The sequence below is a fragment of the Mesorhizobium intechi genome, from assembly GCF_002879535.1.
Lineage (GTDB): Bacteria > Pseudomonadota > Alphaproteobacteria > Rhizobiales > Rhizobiaceae > Mesorhizobium > Mesorhizobium intechi.
Genome location: NZ_PNOT02000006.1, coordinates 1 through 16367 on the forward strand (window position 1 = coordinate 1; position 16367 = coordinate 16367).

At 64.7% G+C, this 16367-nt stretch carries 16 protein-coding genes, 1 pseudogene and 1 riboswitch; of the genes and pseudogenes, 12 read left to right on the forward strand and 5 right to left on the reverse strand.

Going from position 1 to position 16367, the window contains the following annotated elements:
* The 8 genes and pseudogenes from C1D09_RS00280 to C1D09_RS00315 all read left to right on the forward strand — a co-directional run.
* Positions 1-154, forward strand: a pseudogene (locus C1D09_RS00280) (carbohydrate ABC transporter permease); the annotation flags it as partial.
* A 2-nt stretch (positions 155-156) separates the two neighbouring features.
* Complete coding sequence (locus tag C1D09_RS00285; protein WP_143972444.1) at positions 157-1275, forward strand: ABC transporter ATP-binding protein; 1119 nt, start codon at positions 157-159, stop codon at positions 1273-1275.
* Positions 1272-2396, forward strand: coding sequence for an ABC transporter ATP-binding protein (locus tag C1D09_RS00290; RefSeq protein WP_143972445.1), 1125 nt, complete (start codon positions 1272-1274; stop codon positions 2394-2396). The genes C1D09_RS00285 and C1D09_RS00290 overlap by 4 nt, the downstream gene beginning before the upstream one ends.
* Positions 2396-3949 carry an FGGY-family carbohydrate kinase gene (locus C1D09_RS00295; RefSeq protein WP_143972446.1) on the forward strand — a complete coding sequence of 518 codons (1554 nt, stop codon included), beginning with the start codon at positions 2396-2398 and terminating at the stop codon, positions 3947-3949. Before C1D09_RS00290 ends, C1D09_RS00295 begins: the two co-directional genes overlap by 1 nt.
* Before the next feature lie 10 nt (positions 3950-3959).
* Complete coding sequence (locus C1D09_RS00300) at positions 3960-5000, forward strand: 2-hydroxyacid dehydrogenase (protein WP_143972447.1); 1041 nt, start codon at positions 3960-3962, stop codon at positions 4998-5000.
* Positions 5001-5045: 45 nt separating this feature from the next.
* Positions 5046-6563: a glycerol-3-phosphate dehydrogenase gene (locus C1D09_RS00305; RefSeq protein WP_143972448.1), complete on the forward strand. Its 1518-nt coding sequence runs from the start codon at positions 5046-5048 to the stop codon at positions 6561-6563.
* Positions 6563-7621 (forward strand): class II aldolase/adducin family protein, encoded by a 1059-nt coding sequence (locus tag C1D09_RS00310; RefSeq protein ID WP_167514436.1) that lies wholly within the window; start codon positions 6563-6565, stop codon positions 7619-7621. The genes C1D09_RS00305 and C1D09_RS00310 overlap by 1 nt, the downstream gene beginning before the upstream one ends.
* Positions 7622-7670: 49 nt before the next feature.
* A complete protein-coding gene (locus tag C1D09_RS00315; RefSeq protein ID WP_143972450.1) occupies positions 7671-8612 on the forward strand; it encodes a sugar phosphate isomerase/epimerase family protein in 942 nt (313 codons plus the stop codon).
* Positions 8613-8678: 66 nt separating this feature from the next.
* Here C1D09_RS00315 and fba read toward each other — a convergent pair whose 3' ends face one another.
* Positions 8679-9743 carry a class II fructose-bisphosphate aldolase gene (gene fba / locus C1D09_RS00320; protein WP_095771163.1) on the reverse strand — a complete coding sequence of 355 codons (1065 nt, stop codon included), beginning with the start codon at positions 9741-9743 and terminating at the stop codon, positions 8679-8681.
* Between the two features lie 272 nt (positions 9744-10015).
* Here fba and C1D09_RS00325 point away from each other — a divergent pair, with 272 nt between their 5' ends.
* From C1D09_RS00325 to derI, 3 genes are read left to right on the forward strand one after another with little or no spacing between them, the layout of a single operon-like run.
* Entirely contained in the window at positions 10016-10786 is a 771-nt protein-coding gene (locus C1D09_RS00325) for a DeoR/GlpR family DNA-binding transcription regulator (protein ID WP_143972451.1), read from the forward strand.
* Positions 10787-10834: 48 nt separating this feature from the next.
* Complete coding sequence (locus C1D09_RS00330) at positions 10835-11593, forward strand: triose-phosphate isomerase (protein ID WP_143972452.1); 759 nt, start codon at positions 10835-10837, stop codon at positions 11591-11593.
* A 26-nt stretch (positions 11594-11619) separates the two neighbouring features.
* Entirely contained in the window at positions 11620-12063 is a 444-nt protein-coding gene (derI, locus tag C1D09_RS00335) for a D-erythrulose-4-phosphate isomerase (RefSeq protein ID WP_019856833.1), read from the forward strand.
* Here the strand turns inward: derI and dhaL are convergent.
* The 4 genes from dhaL to C1D09_RS00355 all read right to left on the reverse strand — a co-directional run bounded on the left by dhaL (position 12060) and on the right by C1D09_RS00355 (position 15769).
* A complete protein-coding gene (gene dhaL, locus C1D09_RS00340; protein ID WP_143972453.1) occupies positions 12060-12695 on the reverse strand; it encodes a dihydroxyacetone kinase subunit DhaL in 636 nt (211 codons plus the stop codon). The genes derI and dhaL overlap by 4 nt on opposite strands.
* Before the next feature lie 15 nt (positions 12696-12710).
* On the reverse strand, positions 12711-13718 hold the full coding sequence (locus C1D09_RS00345; RefSeq protein ID WP_143972492.1) for a dihydroxyacetone kinase subunit DhaK: 1008 nt from the start codon (positions 13716-13718) through the stop codon (positions 12711-12713).
* A 75-nt stretch (positions 13719-13793) separates the two neighbouring features.
* The gene (locus tag C1D09_RS00350) at positions 13794-14267 is read right to left on the reverse strand and encodes a 6,7-dimethyl-8-ribityllumazine synthase (protein WP_143972454.1); all 474 of its coding nucleotides are present in this window, start codon (positions 14265-14267) and stop codon (positions 13794-13796) included.
* 77 nt (positions 14268-14344) lie between these two features.
* A riboswitch (FMN riboswitch) is annotated at positions 14345-14492 on the reverse strand.
* 101 nt (positions 14493-14593) lie between these two features.
* A complete protein-coding gene (locus C1D09_RS00355; protein ID WP_143972455.1) occupies positions 14594-15769 on the reverse strand; it encodes an MFS transporter in 1176 nt (391 codons plus the stop codon).
* 48 nt (positions 15770-15817) lie between these two features.
* On the opposite strand from C1D09_RS00355, the gene C1D09_RS00360 reads away from it, so the two are divergent.
* Positions 15818-16357 (forward strand): Lrp/AsnC family transcriptional regulator, encoded by a 540-nt coding sequence (locus C1D09_RS00360; RefSeq protein ID WP_143972456.1) that lies wholly within the window; start codon positions 15818-15820, stop codon positions 16355-16357.
* The last annotated feature ends 10 nt before the right edge of the window (positions 16358-16367 follow it).

The window sequence follows — 16367 nt, forward strand, 5'->3', positions numbered from 1 at the left end:
GGTCGGCGCGCTTGCCTTCATCACCTCCTCGGGCATCCAGTACGGCCAGATTTCGGCGGCTATCGTGCTCTCGATCACGCCGACGCTGGCGCTCGCCCTCTACGCGCAGCGCTATCTCGTCGAAGGCCTGTCGCTTGGCGCGGTGAAAGGATAGACATGGCCAGCCTCGAACTCAAAAACATCGTCAAGCGCTACAAGAGCCAGACCGTCCTCGACAATCTGTCGCTGACGGTTGCCGACGGCGAGACCCTTGTCCTGTTCGGCCCGTCCGGCGCCGGCAAGACGGTGCTGCTGCGCCTCGTCGCCGGCGTCATCGATCCGGATGAGGGCAAAATCTTCATCGGCGGCGACGACATGACCGATGTGGACGCGGAATTCCGTGGCGTCGGGATGGCGTTCCAGAACTTCGCGCTGTTTCCGCATATGAATGCGTACGACAACATCGCAACGCCTTTGGAGGCCAAGCGGTCTTCGCCGGGGGCCATCAAGGCCGGCGTCGAAAGCGTCGCCAAGCTGTTGAAGATCGCCCATGTGCTCTCGCACAAGCCGCGCGCTCTCTCCAATGGCCAGAAGCAGCGCACGGCACTTGCCCGCGCTTTGGTCGGTTCGCCGCCGCTGCTGTTGCTCGACGACCCCTTGCGCAATGTCGATGCCAAGCTGCGTTTCGAGATGCGGCTCGAACTGCCGCGCCTGCTTGCCGACCGCGGCGCCACCGTCGTCTACGTCACCCAGGATTACAAGGAAGCCATGGCGCTCGGTGATCGCATCGCCGTCATGTCGCAAGGCGTCATCCGGCAGCTCGGCACGCCCGAGCAGATCTATCGCGAGCCGGCCAATATCGAGATCGCGCGGCTGTTTGGCGACCCCACCATCAACCTGCTCGACGTCAAGCCCGCGCGCGATACCAGGGGGATTTATGTCGGCCTGTCCAACGTCCAGGTCCATCTGGCCGGCGCTTACGACGCGGCGGTCGGCCGCGATTGCGTCATCGGTCTGCGGCCGGAAGCGCTGAGTTTTGTCGAAGAGGGTAGCCCGGGCGCCATCCCGGTGACGGTCGAGGCCGAGACGCCGCTCAACGAAAAGATCGTCACGCTGGTGCGTACCGTACGCGGCCGCGAGATCCTGGTCTCGCGCCCGGCCGGAACGCCGGGCCGCGGCGAGGGCAAGGCCCATATCGCCGTCGACGGCAAGAGCGCCTTGCTGTTCGACCACGCCAGCGGCGACCGCATCGGTTCGAAGAACGTCGTCGCCTTGCGCAACGGAGAAGCGGCATGAGCCAGAGCGCGCTCACCATAACCAGTGTCGACAAATTTTACGGTCCGATCGATCGCGGTGTGCACGCGGTCAAGAACCTGACGATGGAAATCGGCAAGGGCGAGATCGTCGCCCTGCTTGGCTCGTCCGGCTGCGGCAAGACGTCGACGCTGCGCATGATTGCCGGTTTCGAGGAGGTCTCGCGCGGCGCCATCTCTGTCGGTGGCCGACGGGTGCACACCTTGCCGCCGGTCAAGCGCAATGTGGCGATGGCCTTCGAAGGCTATTCGCTCTATCCGCCTCTGACCGTGCGCGAGAATATGGCCTTCGCGCTCAAGGCTGCCAGGCTGCCGAAGAACGAGGTCGACGCCAAGGTCGCCAGCATCGCCAAATTGCTCGAGATCGAGGACATATTGGAACGCTATCCAAGTTCGATTTCCGGCGGCCAGCAGCAACGCGCCAGCCTAGGCCGGGCACTGATCCGCGAGGCCGACCTGCATCTGCTGGATGAGCCGATGGGGCAGCTCGAACCGCAGCTTCGCGCCGTGCTGCGCGGCCGCATCAAGCACTTCATCAAGGAGCGCGGCCTGACCGCGATCCTGGTCACTCACGACCAGACCGAGGCCAATGCGCTTGCCGACCGCATCGCGGTGATGGAAGGCGGCGTGCTGCAGCAGTTCGACACGCCGGACCGGATCAAGGAACGGCCGGCGAACCTGTTCACCGGCACCTTTGTCGGCGAGCCGCCGATGAACGTCTTCGAGGCCTATGTCGCAACCGCCGCCGGCCGCATCAATCTCAAGCTGCCCGACGGCCTGTCGCTGGACTACGACAAGGAGGCCTTCAGCGCTCCCGTCCGCGATCAATTGCTCAGCCGCGAGCGGGTGGTGATCGGCATCAGGCCTTACGCGGTCCGACGCTCGAAGGAGGGCGTTCCCGCCAGGGTTTCGGCCAACCAATGGCTCGGCGACCAGACCCACATCGCCGCCGACTTCGCCGGTGGTTCGCTGGTCCTGGTCGAACATGACCGCACCCGCCTCGATCTGGGTGCGCCGATCAATGTCAGCATCGATCCGAAAAACCTGCATGTCTTCGACCAGGCGAGCGGCAAGGCGATCTCGCACGGCATGGAGCTTGCGTGATGCGCGACATCCTGATCGGCATCGATGCCGGAACCTCCGTCATCAAGTCCATCGCCTTCGACACGTCAGGCCGGCAGATTGCCGCCGCCGCGTTGCCCAACCTCTATGAGACGTTGCCGGGCGGCGGCGCCGAACAGGATCTGGCGCGCACATGGAGCGATGCCGCCACGACCTTACGCCAGCTCGCCGACAAGGTACCCAATCTCGCCAGCCGGACGGTGGCGATCGCGGTGACCGGGCAAGGCGACGGCACGTGGCTGATCGACGACAAGGGCGAGCCGGTCGCCAGGGGCTGGCTCTGGCTCGATGCGCGCGCCGCGGCCGTCGTCGAGGAGATCCGCGCCCGGCCCGAGGATCGGCTCCGCTTCGAGAAGACCGGCAGCGGGCTCGCCGCCTGCCAGCAGGGTTCGCAATTCGTCTTCATGAAGCGCACCATGCCCGAAATGCTCGGCAAGGCGGCAACCGCGTTCCATTGCAAGGACTGGCTCTATTTCAAGCTGACCGGTGAGCGCGCCACGGATCCGTCCGAGGGCACCTTCACCTTCGGCGATTTCCACACCCGCGACTACAGCGACGATGTGCTCGACGTGCTCGGCGTCACCGATCTCAGACATCTGCTGCCGCCGATCGTCGATGGCACCAGGCACAGCACCGCACTGTCGCAGGCAGCAGCCGACGCGACCGGCATGCTGGCAGGCACGCCGGTCGTGCTCGGCTATGTCGACGTCGTCTGCACCGCGCTCGGTGCTGGCCTGCTCGACCGTGAGCGCAAGCCCGGCTGCTCGATCATCGGCTCCACCGGCATGCATATGCGGCTGGCCGAAACCCCTGACGACGTGCAACTGAACGAAGCGGCGACCGGTTATACGATGGCGATGCCTGCGCCCGGCGTGTTCGCGCAGATGCAGTCCAACATGGCGGCGACGCTCAACATCGACTGGGTGCTCGGGCTTGCCTCGGGCATTCTCGCCTCGCAAGGCATTTCGCGCAGCAATGGCGAGATGATCGCGCTGGTCGATGCCTGGATCGCGGCCGCGCAGCCGGCGGCGCTGCTTTATCAGCCCTATGTATCGGAAGCCGGTGAGCGGGGGCCGTTCGTCGATGCCAATGCCAGGGCCGGCTTCGTCGGCATTTCCTCGCGGCACGGCTATGCCGACCTTGTCCGCGCCGTCTTCGAGGGCTTGGCGTTCGCGGCACGTGACTGCTACGCCGCCATGGGGCCGCTGCCGCGCGAAGTGCGCCTGACCGGCGGTGCGGCCAGAAGCCCGGCGCTGCGCAAGATCCTGGGTGCGGCGGTGGGGGCCGATATTCGCATCAGCGCGCGCGAGGAGGCGGGCGCCGCGGGCGCGGCAATGATAGCTGCTGTCTGCGTGGGTCTCTACCCGTCCATGGACGCGTGCGTCGGCGAATGGGTGACGCCGCTGCTTGGCGAGGCCGAGCCGAGCGACCGCAACCTCGCCGCGATCTACGACAAGATGACCCCGTCCTACATGTTGGCGCACCAGGCGTTGCGGCCTGTCTGGCGCGCGATGGCTTCAGTGCAGGCAAATTGAGAAGTCGAGTATGCGTAAGAAAATAGCGATTATTGGCGACAACTTCATGCTTCCGCAGGTGTTCCGCGCCGAAATCGAGAAAGTCTCGCGTGGCGACCTCGATATCAGAACATTGCAGACGGCCTGGCCCGATGAACCGATGGAATTCGGCGATCCAGCGATCGGCCTCGACAAGGTCAAGGAGTACTTCGGCCATCCCGACGAGGTCGTTGATTTCATCGGCGATGCCGAGATCCTCGTCACCCAGCTGGCGCCCCTGTCGGAGGCCATGATGCGGCGCTTGCCGACGCTTAGACTGGTCGCGGTTTCGCGCGGCGGCCCGATCAACATCGACATGGCGGCGGCTAGGGCGCACGGCATCATCGTGGTCAACGTCCCCGGCCGCAACGCGAGTGCCGTGGCCGAGTTCACCCTGGGCGCCATCCTGGCCGAGACGCGGCTGATCCGGGTCGGCCACGAGGCCTTGCGCAAGGGCGAATGGCGCGGCGACCTCTACCGCGCCGACCGCACCGGCCGCGAGCTCAGCGAAATGACCGTCGGCGTCATCGGCTATGGCAACATCGGCACGAAAGTGGTGCGCCTGCTGCGCGCCTTCGGCTGCCACGTCCTGGTTTGCGACCCCTATGTGCAGTTGAGCGCCGACGACCGCAATGCCGGTGTCGAACTCGTCTCGCTGGACAATCTCCTCGTCCGCTCCGACGTGGTCACGCTGCATCCCCGGGTGACCGACGAGACGCGCGGCCTGATCGGCAAGGACACCATCGGGCTGATGAAACCGGGCGTGATTCTCATCAACACCGCGCGCGGGCCGCTGGTCGATTATGACGCGCTCTACGAGGCGCTGGTTTCAGGGCAGATCGCCAGCGCCATGTTGGAGACGTTCGCGGTCGAGCCGGTGCCGTCGGACTGGCCCTTGCTGCTGCTTCCCAATGTGACGCTGACACCGCACATCGCCGGCGCTTCGGTGCGCACCGTCACCTATGCCGCCGAACAGGCCGCCGAAGAGGTGCGCCGCTACCTCGCCGGCCTGCCTCCGGTCAATCCGTGCTGAGGCAGTGGCCATGACGCATCAAACTGGCATCGAGGCCAAGGCGACATGAACGGTGGCCCTGAAATCGTCGACCTCTTCGTCATCGGCGGCGGCGTCAATGGCGCCGGCATCGCCCGCGACGCAGCGGGCCGCGGCCTTTCCGTCATCCTGTGCGAAAAGGACGATCTCGCCGAAGGCACCAGTTCGCGCTCGGGCAAGCTCGTCCATGGCGGCCTGCGCTATCTCGAATATTACGAGTTCCGCCTGGTGCGGGAGGCGCTGATCGAGCGCGAGGTGCTGCTGGAATCGGCGCCGCACATCATCTGGCCGATGCGCTTCGTGCTGCCGCACAGCCCGGACGACCGGCCAGCCTGGCTGGTGCGGCTCGGCCTGTTCCTCTACGACCATCTCGGCGGCCGCAAGCGGCTGCCGGCGACTCGAACGCTCAACCTGCGCACCGCGCCCGAGGGCGCGCCGATCAAGGATGCGTTCCGGCGCGGCTTCGAATATTCCGACTGCTGGGTCGACGATGCCCGCCTCGTCGTCATCAATGCGCTTGACGCCGCCGAGCGCGGCGCCAGGGTTTTCACCCGCACCGCCTGCACCGCCGCCCGCCGCGAGAACGGCCTGTGGGTTGTCGAGATGCAGGACGGCAGGACGGGTATCAGGACGGCGGTTCGGGCGCGCGCGCTGATCAATGCCGCCGGTCCTTGGGTCAACGACATCGTCAACCGCGTTGCCGGCCAGAACTCCACGCGCAACGTACGCCTGGTCAAAGGCAGCCACATCGTCGTGCCGAAATTCTGGGAGGGGCGGCAAGCCTATCTCATCCAGAACAGCGACAAGCGCGTGATCTTCATCAACCCCTATCAGAATGATCTCGCTCTGATCGGCACGACCGACATCCCCTATGAGGGCCGGCCCGAGGACGTGGCGGCGGATGAGAGCGAGATCGACTATCTGATCAAGGTGGTCAATCGCTATTTCAAGCGCGGCCTTGCGCGTGGCGACGTCGTCTATTCGTTCTCCGGCGTCAGGCCGCTTTATGACGACAATGCCGACAACCCAAGTGCCGTGACCCGCGACTATATTTTCGAGCTCGACGCGCCGGACGCTCAGGCGCCGCTGCTCTCCGTCTTCGGCGGCAAGATAACCACCTTCCGCAAGCTGGCCGAGCATGCGCTGGACAGGATCGCGCCGTTCTTTCCGCACATGGGCAAGCCCTGGACGGCGAAGGCGCATCTACCCGGCGGCGATATCGCAGATGCCGATTTCGAACAGTTCCTCGGCGATCTCGGAGGCGAATATCCCTGGATGCCGGCATCTCTGCTGAAGCATTACGGCCGGCTCTACGGCACCAGGACACGGGCCTTGGTTGGCGCGGCGCGTTCGCTCGATGAGCTCGGGTGCTGCTTCGGCAAGGATTTCTTCGAGCGCGAGGCCGCCTATCTCTTCGACCAGGAATGGGCCGTGACATCAGCCGATATTCTCGAGCGGCGGACCAAGCATGGCCTGCATCTGTCCGCCGAGGAAAGGGTGGCCTTCGAGCATTGGTGCGCGAACCGGCTGGCGAGGGCAGGCTGATGGTCCATTCCGTCGACACTGGCAGCACGGAATTCCGCATGCTGCGCTCCTTGTCCGCCAGCATCGGCGCCGACCCGTTGCTGGTTCAGGGTGCCGGCGGCAACACCTCCATCAAGCAGGCCGGCGTGCTGTGGATAAAGGCGTCGGGCACCTGGCTGAAGAACGCGCGCGACGACGAGATCATGGTGCCGGTCGCGCTGGCGCCGTTGCGCGATGCTGTGTCGCATCGCAGCCCGGCGGCGGAGGCCGCGGGACAGTTCACGCTGGCAGATCTCAACCCTCGCCAGCTGCGGCCCTCCATCGAGACGACGGTGCACGCGCTGCTCCCGCAGAAGATCGTAGTCCACGTCCATTGCGTCGAGACGATCTCGATCGCCGTGCAGGCCAATGCCGAAGCCTTGCTGGAAGGGCGCCTGCGCGGCCTCGACTGGGCCTTCGTGCCCTATCGCCGACCCGGCCTGCCGCTGGCACAGGCGATCGCCGAGCGGCTGAAGCCCGCGACCAACGTGCTCGTGCTTGGCAATCACGGCCTGGTGGTCGCCGCCGACACGGTCGCTGAGGCAGCCTTGCTGCTGCAACGCGTGACCGGACTGCTCGCACGGCAGCCGCGGCCGGCTCCACCGCCCGATCTCGATGCGTTGCTGCGGCTCGCCGCCGGCAGCGACTACCGGCTGCCGGCCTCGGCCGCCGCGCACGCCGTTGCGACCGACCTCGCCAGTTGCCGCATCGCCGCCTCCGGAAGCCTCTACCCGGATCATGTGATCTTCCTCGGTGTCGGCTCGCTGATCGCCGGCCCCGGTGAGGACGCGGCGGCGGCCGTCGCCCGCACTGCAGCCGCGCCGACATCCATCCTCTTTCCCGGCAAGGGCGTGCTGATGCGCCGCGATGCCAACGCCGGCGCCGAGGCGATGGCGCGCTGCCTGGCCGACGTCGTCGCGCGCGTCGATGGCGCCGCCCGCGTCAACTATCTCAGTCGGGAGGAGAATGCCGAACTGCTGAACTGGGACGCCGAGAAATATCGCCAGCAACTCAACAGCGAAGGAGCCACGCTGCAATGACGGCATTCCGCTCCAATGTCTTGCGTTGCGTCGGGGAGGGATAGCGACCTTGCCCTTCACGCTCTCGCTCAACACCAATCCGCTGGTCAATCGCTTCGCCGATCCGGACGATCTGATCGACACCATCGCATATGACATCGGCATAAGGGACGTGCAGCTCACGCATGAGTTCGTCAATCCCGGCTGGCCGGCGGCGACGATCGTCAAATTCGTCCGCCTGTTTCGCGACGCGCTCGGCCGCACCGGCGTGCGTGTTACGTCCGGCATGACCGGGCCTTACGGCAGGCTGAACCATTTCGGTCACCCCGACGCCGATGTGCGCCGCTACTATGTAGACTGGTTCAAGACCTTCGCCGACATCTCGGCCGAGCTTGGGGCTGGTGGCATGGGCACGCAGTTTGCCATCTTCACCCATCGCGACTTTGACGACCCCGAGCGCCGCGCCCGGTTGTTCGACATCGCGCTGGATTGCTGGCGCGAGGTCGCCGAGCATGCGAGGGCGGCCGGCCTGACCTATCTGTTCTGGGAACCGATGTCGGTTGGCCGCGAGTTCGGCCACACCATCGAGAATTGCCGGATGCTGCAGCGCACGATCGACGCCGCCGGCCTCGCCATTCCGCTGGAGATGATGGTCGACATCGACCATGGCGACGTCACCTCAAGCAATCCGGCTGACATCGATCCGTACGCCTGGGCCGAAGCCTTTCCCAGGAAATCGCCGATCATCCACATCAAGCAGTCGTCGATGAACAAGGGCGGCCATTGGCCGTTCACATCAGCCTACAACAGGGACGGCCGCATCACGCCTGAAAAACTGCTGCAGACGGTGCGACGCGGCGGCGGCACCGACAACGAGATCTGCCTCGAACTATCGTTCCGCGAGCGCGAGCCGGTCGACCATCAGGTGGTCGCCATGATCCGCGAATCCGTCGACTACTGGGCGCCGTTCATCGAGACAGGCAGGTCCGATCTTCTGCCGAAGGCCGGCTAGAAGACGGGCAGGGGCCGATGCGGCGGCTCCTGCCCGTTGAATTCAGCAAATCAAATGGACCGGAACTCAGCCGAATTTCGGATCGAGGCTGCCCGATTTATAGCGCTTGGCCATTTCCGAGACCGGCAGCGGCTTGATCTTCGGTGCGTTGCCGGCGGTGCCGAACTGCTCGAAGCGCTCCTTGCAGAGCTTGCGCATCGCGGCCATTGCCGGCGTCAGATATTTGCGCGGATCGAACTCGCTCGGGTTTTCGGTCAGTACCTTGCGGATCGCGCCGGTCAGCGCCATGCGGTTGTCGGTGTCGATGTTGATCTTGCGCACGCCATGCTTGATGCCGCGCTGGATCTCCTCCACCGGCACGCCCCAGGTTGGCTTCATCTGGCCGCCATATTTGTTGATGATCTCCTGCAGGTCCTCCGGCACCGAGGACGAACCGTGCATGACCAGATGCATGTTCGGCAGCCGGCGATGGATCTCCTCGATGACGTTCATCGCCAGCACCGCGCCGTCCGGCTTGCGCGAGAATTTGTAGGCGCCGTGGCTGGTGCCCATCGCCACCGCCAGCGCATCGACATGGGTGTCGCGCACGAATTGTTCGGCCTGCACCGGATCGGTGAGCAATTGGTCGTGGCTGATCGCGCCTTCGACGCCGTGGCCGTCTTCCTGCTCGCCGCCACCGCTCTCCAGCGATCCCAGCACGCCGATCTCGCCTTCGACCGACACGCCGCCCCAATGCGCCATGTCGACGACGCGCTTGGTGATGCCGGAATTATAGGCGTAGTCGGCCGGCGACTTGCCGTCTTCCTTGAGCGAACCGTCCATCATCACCGAGGTGAAGCCGTACTGGATCGCGGTGACGCAGGTGGCTTCGTTGTTGCCGTGGTCGAGATGCATGCAGACCGGGATGTCGGGATGGATCTCGACCAGCGCGTCGATCAGCTTGGCCAACACCACGTCATTGGCATAGGCACGCGCCCCGCGGCTTGCCTGCAGGATGACAGGCGATTTGGTCTCTTCCGCCGCCTCCATGATAGCGAGGCCCTGTTCCATGTTGTTCATGTTGAAGGCCGGCACGCCATAGCCGTATTCGGCTGCGTGATCGAGCAATTGTCTCAGTGTGATGCGAGCCAACGAATAGTCTCCCGTATCTGGTTTCAAACCTGGTGGTTGCGGACTGTCCGCGCATCGTCCAGCCCACGATGCTTCTGGCCGGATTTCCCCGCCACCGCAACCGTCACCGGCCGTCCCGCCAGCAATTCTTGTTACAGCGACGCGATCGGGGCAAGAGGAATATCCCAGTAAATTATCCCATTATCACAAATTGTTTGATACTTTTGCGACGATAGCTGTTATATCTTCGGCTCCATCAAAGAGCCACGCTTCGGCGTTTTCGGTCAGCGGTGATGAAGAGCGACATCCGGCGGCAAGGCATCATGGAGTTTCTGATGGACGCCGGTCAGGCCGGCGTCGACGATCTCGCCTTGCGCTTCGGCGTCTCGAAGATGACCGTGCATCGCGACCTCGACGAGCTCGAGGAAAGCGGTTTCCTGCGCAAGGTGCGCGGCGGCGCCTCGATCCAGCCGAGCAGCCTGTTCGAAAGCGATTTCCGCTACCGGCAGAAGCAGGCGACCGAGGAAAAGCAGCGTCTTGCCGCGGCCGCCGTGGCCATGATCGAACCTGGCCAGACGGTGATCATCGATGACGGCTCGACGGCGGGCGGCATAGCGCGCCATCTTGCCGATCTGCGGCCGCTGACGGTGATCTCCAACAATCTGGCCGTCATCCAGGAACTGGCCGGCGCCGGGGGGATCAACCTGATCGCGCTCGGCGGCCAGTACAGCAAGAAGTTCCACGGCTTCTTCGGCCTGCTGGCCGAGGCTTCGCTCAAGTCGCTGCGCGCCGACGTCGCTTTCCTGTCGTCTTCGGCCATCCATGGGGCTTCGGCCTTCCACCAAGATCAGGAGGTGGTGCAGGCCAAGCGGCTGATGATGGTGGCGGCGACCCACAAATATCTGCTGGTCGATCACGGCAAGTTCGGCCGCACGGCGTTGCATTTCCTGACTGATCTCAGCGCATTCGACGCGGTGTTAACCGGCCGCGCGCCTGAGCCGGGCGTACGCGCGGTGCTGGATGCCGCCGGCGTTTCGCTGATGGTGATCGAAAAGGGATCATGAGCCCGAAAATCGGCGGATCGTGATCAGCAAAGTTAAGGAGCAGTACGCGTGGTCTACTGGGTCGGTACAAGCTGGAAGATGAACAAAACGCTCGCCGAGGCACTGGATTTCGCGGAGCGCCTGGCCGGCTTCATCCCCCGTTTCGATGACCGCATCCAGCCCTTCGTCATACCGCCCTTCACGGCGGTGCGCGAGGTGAAACAGGCGCTGTCGTCGACACACATCAAGGTCGGTGCCCAGAATATGCATTGGGCCGACGCCGGCGCCTGGACCGGCGAGATCTCGCCGCTGATGCTGAGGGATTGCGGGCTCGATCTGGTCGAACTCGGCCATAGCGAACGGCGCGAGCATTTTGGCGAGACCGATCGCACCGTTGGCCTGAAAACGGCGGCCGCCGTGACGCACGGGCTGATTCCACTGATCTGTGTCGGCGAGACGCTGGTCGAGCGCGAAAGCGGGCAGGCCCATGCCGTGCTGAGCGCTCAGGTCGAGGGCGCGCTGCAATTCCTTGAAGGCGAGGCGAAGGGCGCGAAAATCCTCTTCGCCTACGAGCCGGTCTGGGCGATCGGCGACAGGGGCATTCCGGCCAGCGCCGACTATGCCGACAAGCAGCAGGCCTTGATCAAGACAGTGGCCGGCGCCCTGCTGCCGTCGGTGCCGCCGGTGCTTTATGGCGGCAGCGTCAATCCCGGCAATGCCGCCGAGCTTGTTGGCCGGCCCAATATAGACGGCCTCTTCATCGGCCGCTCCGCCTGGCATGCGGACGGCTACATCGACATTCTCCGTCGCGCCTCGGCGGCGACCTGAAACCATCCGACTGAAAAGGGAAAAACATGAAAATAGCCATTGGAGCCGACAGCGCCGGCAAACCGCTGCTCGACGTCATCGCTGCACACCTTGCCACCAAATCCGGCCTGACGGTCAGCGATCTCAGCCAGGCCGGCTACTATGCCGACCTGTCGCAAAAACTCGCCCAGACCATCATCGACGGCGAGAACGATCGCGGTATCCTGTTCTGCGGCACCGGCATCGGCGTCTCGATCTCGGCCAACAAGGTGCCGGGCATCCGCGCCGCGCTCACCCACGACACCTATTCGGCCGAGCGCGCGGCGAAATCCAACAACGCGCAGATCATCACCATGGGCGCCCGCGTCATCGGCCCCGAACTGGCCAAGGCGATCGTCGACACATGGCTTGCCTCCGAGTTCGACGAACAAGGGCCTTCGGCCGGCAACGTCCAGGCGATCAACAGGCTCGACGCGGCGGCGAAACGCTAGCTCAGGCTCTTGCGTATCGCGCCGATCACGGTGACGGCCGATGCCGCGCCCGGGTCAACATGCCCGAGCGATCGCTCGCCGAGCCGCGAGGAGCGGCCCTTGGCGGCGATCATGTCCCTGGTCGCTTCCGCCCCACGCTCGGCGGCGGCATGGGCCGCCTCGAGACACTGAGCCAAGGTCTTGCTGGCTACACTGGCCGCGGCGGCCGCTTCGGCCGCCGGTTGCCAGGCATCGACCATCGTCTTCTCGCCCGGTTCGGCCTTGCCGCGATCCTTGATGCCTTGTGACATGGCCTGGAACAGGGCGGTGAAGTCCGCGTCCGCCAGCGTCGCCTTGCCCTTGACGGCGGCGCCGCCGCGCATGAAGGCCGTCGCATAGAGCGGGCCTGAGGACGCGCCGACGGCGTTGAGGAACGATTTCGCCGCCGTGTTGAGCAACGCCGTCGGCTCGGTCGCCGCAAGGTCCAGCGAGGCCAGCGCATCGCGCACGGCATTGAAGCCGAGCGCCATGGCAATGCCGTGGTCGGCGTCGCCAATGACGCCGTCGAGCTGGCAGAGCCGGTTCTTGTCGGCCTCGATCGCCACCGCGATCGTATCGAACATTCTTTTCAGGTCGGCGGTGTTGATGGTCACGGGAACGCTCTTTCGTCAGCCGGCACGGAACATGGCGCAGTCGCAGGGATGGTCGAGCATGGTCTGCAATTCCTCGTCGAGATGAAAAAGCGTCACCGAGGCACCGGCCATTTCCAGTGACGTGCAGTAATTGCCGACCCAGCTTGCGTGGATGAAAACGCCGATCTCGTCGAGCCGCTGCTTGACCCGCCGGTTCATGATGTAGAGCTCCATCAGCGGCGTCGAGCCGAGCGAGTTGACCAGCACCGCAACCTTGTCGCCACGCTTCGGCGCCATCTCGGCGAAAATCTTGTCCAGCATCTCGTCGGTGATCGCGTCGGCGGTCCCGAGCTTGCCGCGGGCGATGCCAGGTTCGCCATGGATGCCCATGCCGATCTCCATTTCGTCCGCGCCGATCTCGAAATTCGGTCGCCTTGTCTGCGGCAGCGAGCAAGGCGACAGCGCCACGCCCATGGTGAAGGTGTGGTCGTTGGCCTTCCGGGCGATGCGCTCCACCGCGTCCAGGGAGAGCATCCGATCGCAGGCCGCACCGGCCGCCTTGAAGATGAAGAAATTGCCGGCGACGCCACGCCGCTTCTGCCGCTGGTCGCGCGGCGCCGACGCGACGTCGTCGGTGGTCAGCACCGTGCGCACCTCGATGTCGTCCATCGCAGCCATCTCGGCCGCCATGTCGAAATTCATCACGTCGCCGGCGTAGTTGCCATACATGAACAAGACACCGGCGCCGCAGCTGACCGCCTTGGCGCATTCGAGGATCGGATCGGGGGGCGGCGAGGCAAAGACGTTGCCGATGGCCGCCGCATCCGCCAGTCCCTTGCCGACAAAGCCGAGAAAGGTCGGCTCATGGCCTGAACCGCCACCGATCACCAGCCCGACCTTGCCGGGCCGTGGCCCGTCGCGGGCGATGATCGAGCGCGGGCTGCCGTCCGCGCTCCTGAGGTGGCGAGGATGCGCGGCGAGGATCCCTTCGAGCATTTCGTCGACGGCGCGGTTGCCGTCATTGATGATCTTCTTGGTCTGCACCGGCATCCTCCCAAACTCCGTATTTTCGCAAATACTACCGGGTGTTACCGCGATTTCCACCCGGCCGGGAAGATTTCATGCCGCGATCTTTTCCCGCGCGGCGAGAATTTCCACGCAGGCCTTGGCCGCTTCCTTGCCCTTGACGCTGAAGTGCTCGAAGAAGAAGCGGTGGTGCTCGGCGCTGTCGTGATAGTTGTGCGGCGTCAGCACCGCCGAAAGCACCGGAATACCGGTCGACAGCTGCACGTTCATCATGCCGTCGATGACGGCGCTGGCGACGAACTCATGCCTGTAGATGCCGCCATTGACGACGAAAGCCGTGCCGAGGATCGCGCCATAGCGGCCGGTCTCAACCAAGGTCTTGGCGTGTAGCGGGATTTCGTAGGCGCCGGGTACATCGAAGACATCGACAGCGAAGCGGTCGCGTCCGACGTCGGCCAGTTCCGCCACGAAGGCGTTGACGCACTGATCGACGATATCCGCATGCCAGCGCGCGCGGATGACGGCGATGCGAACAGTTTCATAGTCTTTGTGGGAATGCTGATTCATGGGTCCATCCTTCCGTTTCGAACCAGAATCAGGACGCACGATACGCAATCCGGCCCGCCGGAGCGGTCCGTTTTCCGTTTCGTTCTCTTTCATCCGGACTGTAACCGTCGGCTCCGGAATCACACCGGATCTGCTGACCTTTCCAATTGTCTTGGAAAGCGCTCGCGGGCTTGAGTCGAAACTCTTACCGCCGGTGGGGACTTTCACCCCGCCCTGAGAACATTAACGGCCTTGTATGGAGGGACGGGAGCGCTGATGTCAATCGCGCGACGACCAGTGGCTAGTTACGTTCTGTCAACTGGAACAATTTGCGTGAGCGAGCCGCTCTATCGCGTGCGCCACGCCGCCGCCGCTGCGGCAACCAGCATCAGCAACGCCGCAACGATCGCGCAGACGGCAAAGCCGAAGCTCGAATAGATCGGCCCGAAGCCGGTGGTGCCGATAAAGACCGCGAGATAGGTCACCGCGCTGTTAAGGCCCATGATCGTGCCGCGCCGTGAGGGATCGAGCGCCGACAGGCGCATCACCAGGACATTCAATCCGAAATGATTGGCAAGCCCCCAGATAGCTACCATGGCGAGCGTCAGGCCGAAACTGTTGCTCGTCGCGGCAATGGCGACATAGACGGCGGCGACAAGAAGATAGGCGAACGGCATGACGCGGCGGGCTCCCAGGCGATCGATCACGCCGTCGAGGAAGGCCGCCGTGCCGAAACCGATGCCGTAGGCGAGCGCGGCCCAGCCATTGGCGCTCACCGGCTTGCCCAGTCCGCTGTGCAGGTGGTCGCCGAGATAGCCGTAGACACCGTAGAAGGCGGTCATGAAGGCCGCGCAGGCGACGAGAAGCGGCACAATGCCGGGAATGCCGAGCGCCGCCAGCGGTGTCGGCGCCGGGCCGTTCTTCCTGATGTCGCTCAGCGACGTCATGGTGAGGCTGGCCAGCGCCAGCATTGCCAGCACCGCGACGGCGGCGAAGACGGCGCGCCAATGCACGAGGTCGGCGAGCACGGCCGAGAGCGAAACGCCGGCCACCATGCTGAGCGTCCATCCGGTCAGCACGACGCCGATGGTTCCGCTTTCGCGGCCGGGCGGCGCGATCGCCGCCGAGCTCGCATAGATCGCCGGCATGGCGACGCCGGCGGCTATACCGGCGACGAGCTGGGCTGCGATCAGCATGATCAGTGTCGGTGCGGCCGCGCTCGCGACGAGAGCTATGGCCAGCAACAGCAATGCCGCTTGCAGCATCCGGCGAGCGCCGAGCCGGTCTATATAACGGGCCAGGAACAGGGCGCTCGCCGAGGTCCCGAGGCCAAAAGCGGCCGCCGCGACCATGACGGTCGGGACGCTCCTTGAGAAGGACGATGCCACGGCCGGGGCTATGGGCCCCAGGACCAGCGAATTCGAGCCGATCACGGCGATGCAGCCGGTCAACAGATAGGCGAGGGCCGGGATCGGCGGCCTGGCATCGGCTGGCAGGGCGGTGGCTTGATTGCTGTTCGACATATCACCATAATGGCCGAATTGAATTCCGTGGCAATCAGGATTGTCGACATGGATGAAGAAACAGATGGCATTCTGCGGAACACGCCAGCATCTCGCGCCGTCGATGCAATTGACCGAAAAATATTAGGCGTTCTCGTCGACGATGCCACGGTCAGCTACGCCGAACTTGGCGAGCGGGTCGGGCTTTCGCCGCCAGCCGCGCATGAACGGGTCAAACGTCTTCGGCGCAGCGGCGCTATTCGCGGCACGGCAGCGATCATCGACCCCAAGGCGGTGAAGAAGCCGCTGCTCGCCTTCGTGCATATCGACACCAGGGGCTGGGGCAAGACCCCTGAGCTGATGGCGGTTTCGCAGTATCCGGAGGTCGAGGAGATCCACACCGTCGCCGGCGACACCTGCATGTTGCTGAAGGTCCGCACCGAAGACACGAGGGCGCTGGAAGGCCTGCTTGCTCGCCTCTACGAAACGCCAGGCGTCACCTCGACGCGCAGCTATGTGGTGCTGTCGACCTATCTCGAGCGGCCGGTGCAGCCCGGCATCACCGACCAGTGGCCGACGCCGGGGCACATGAGCAAGCCGTTGTACTAGCGGGCATGGG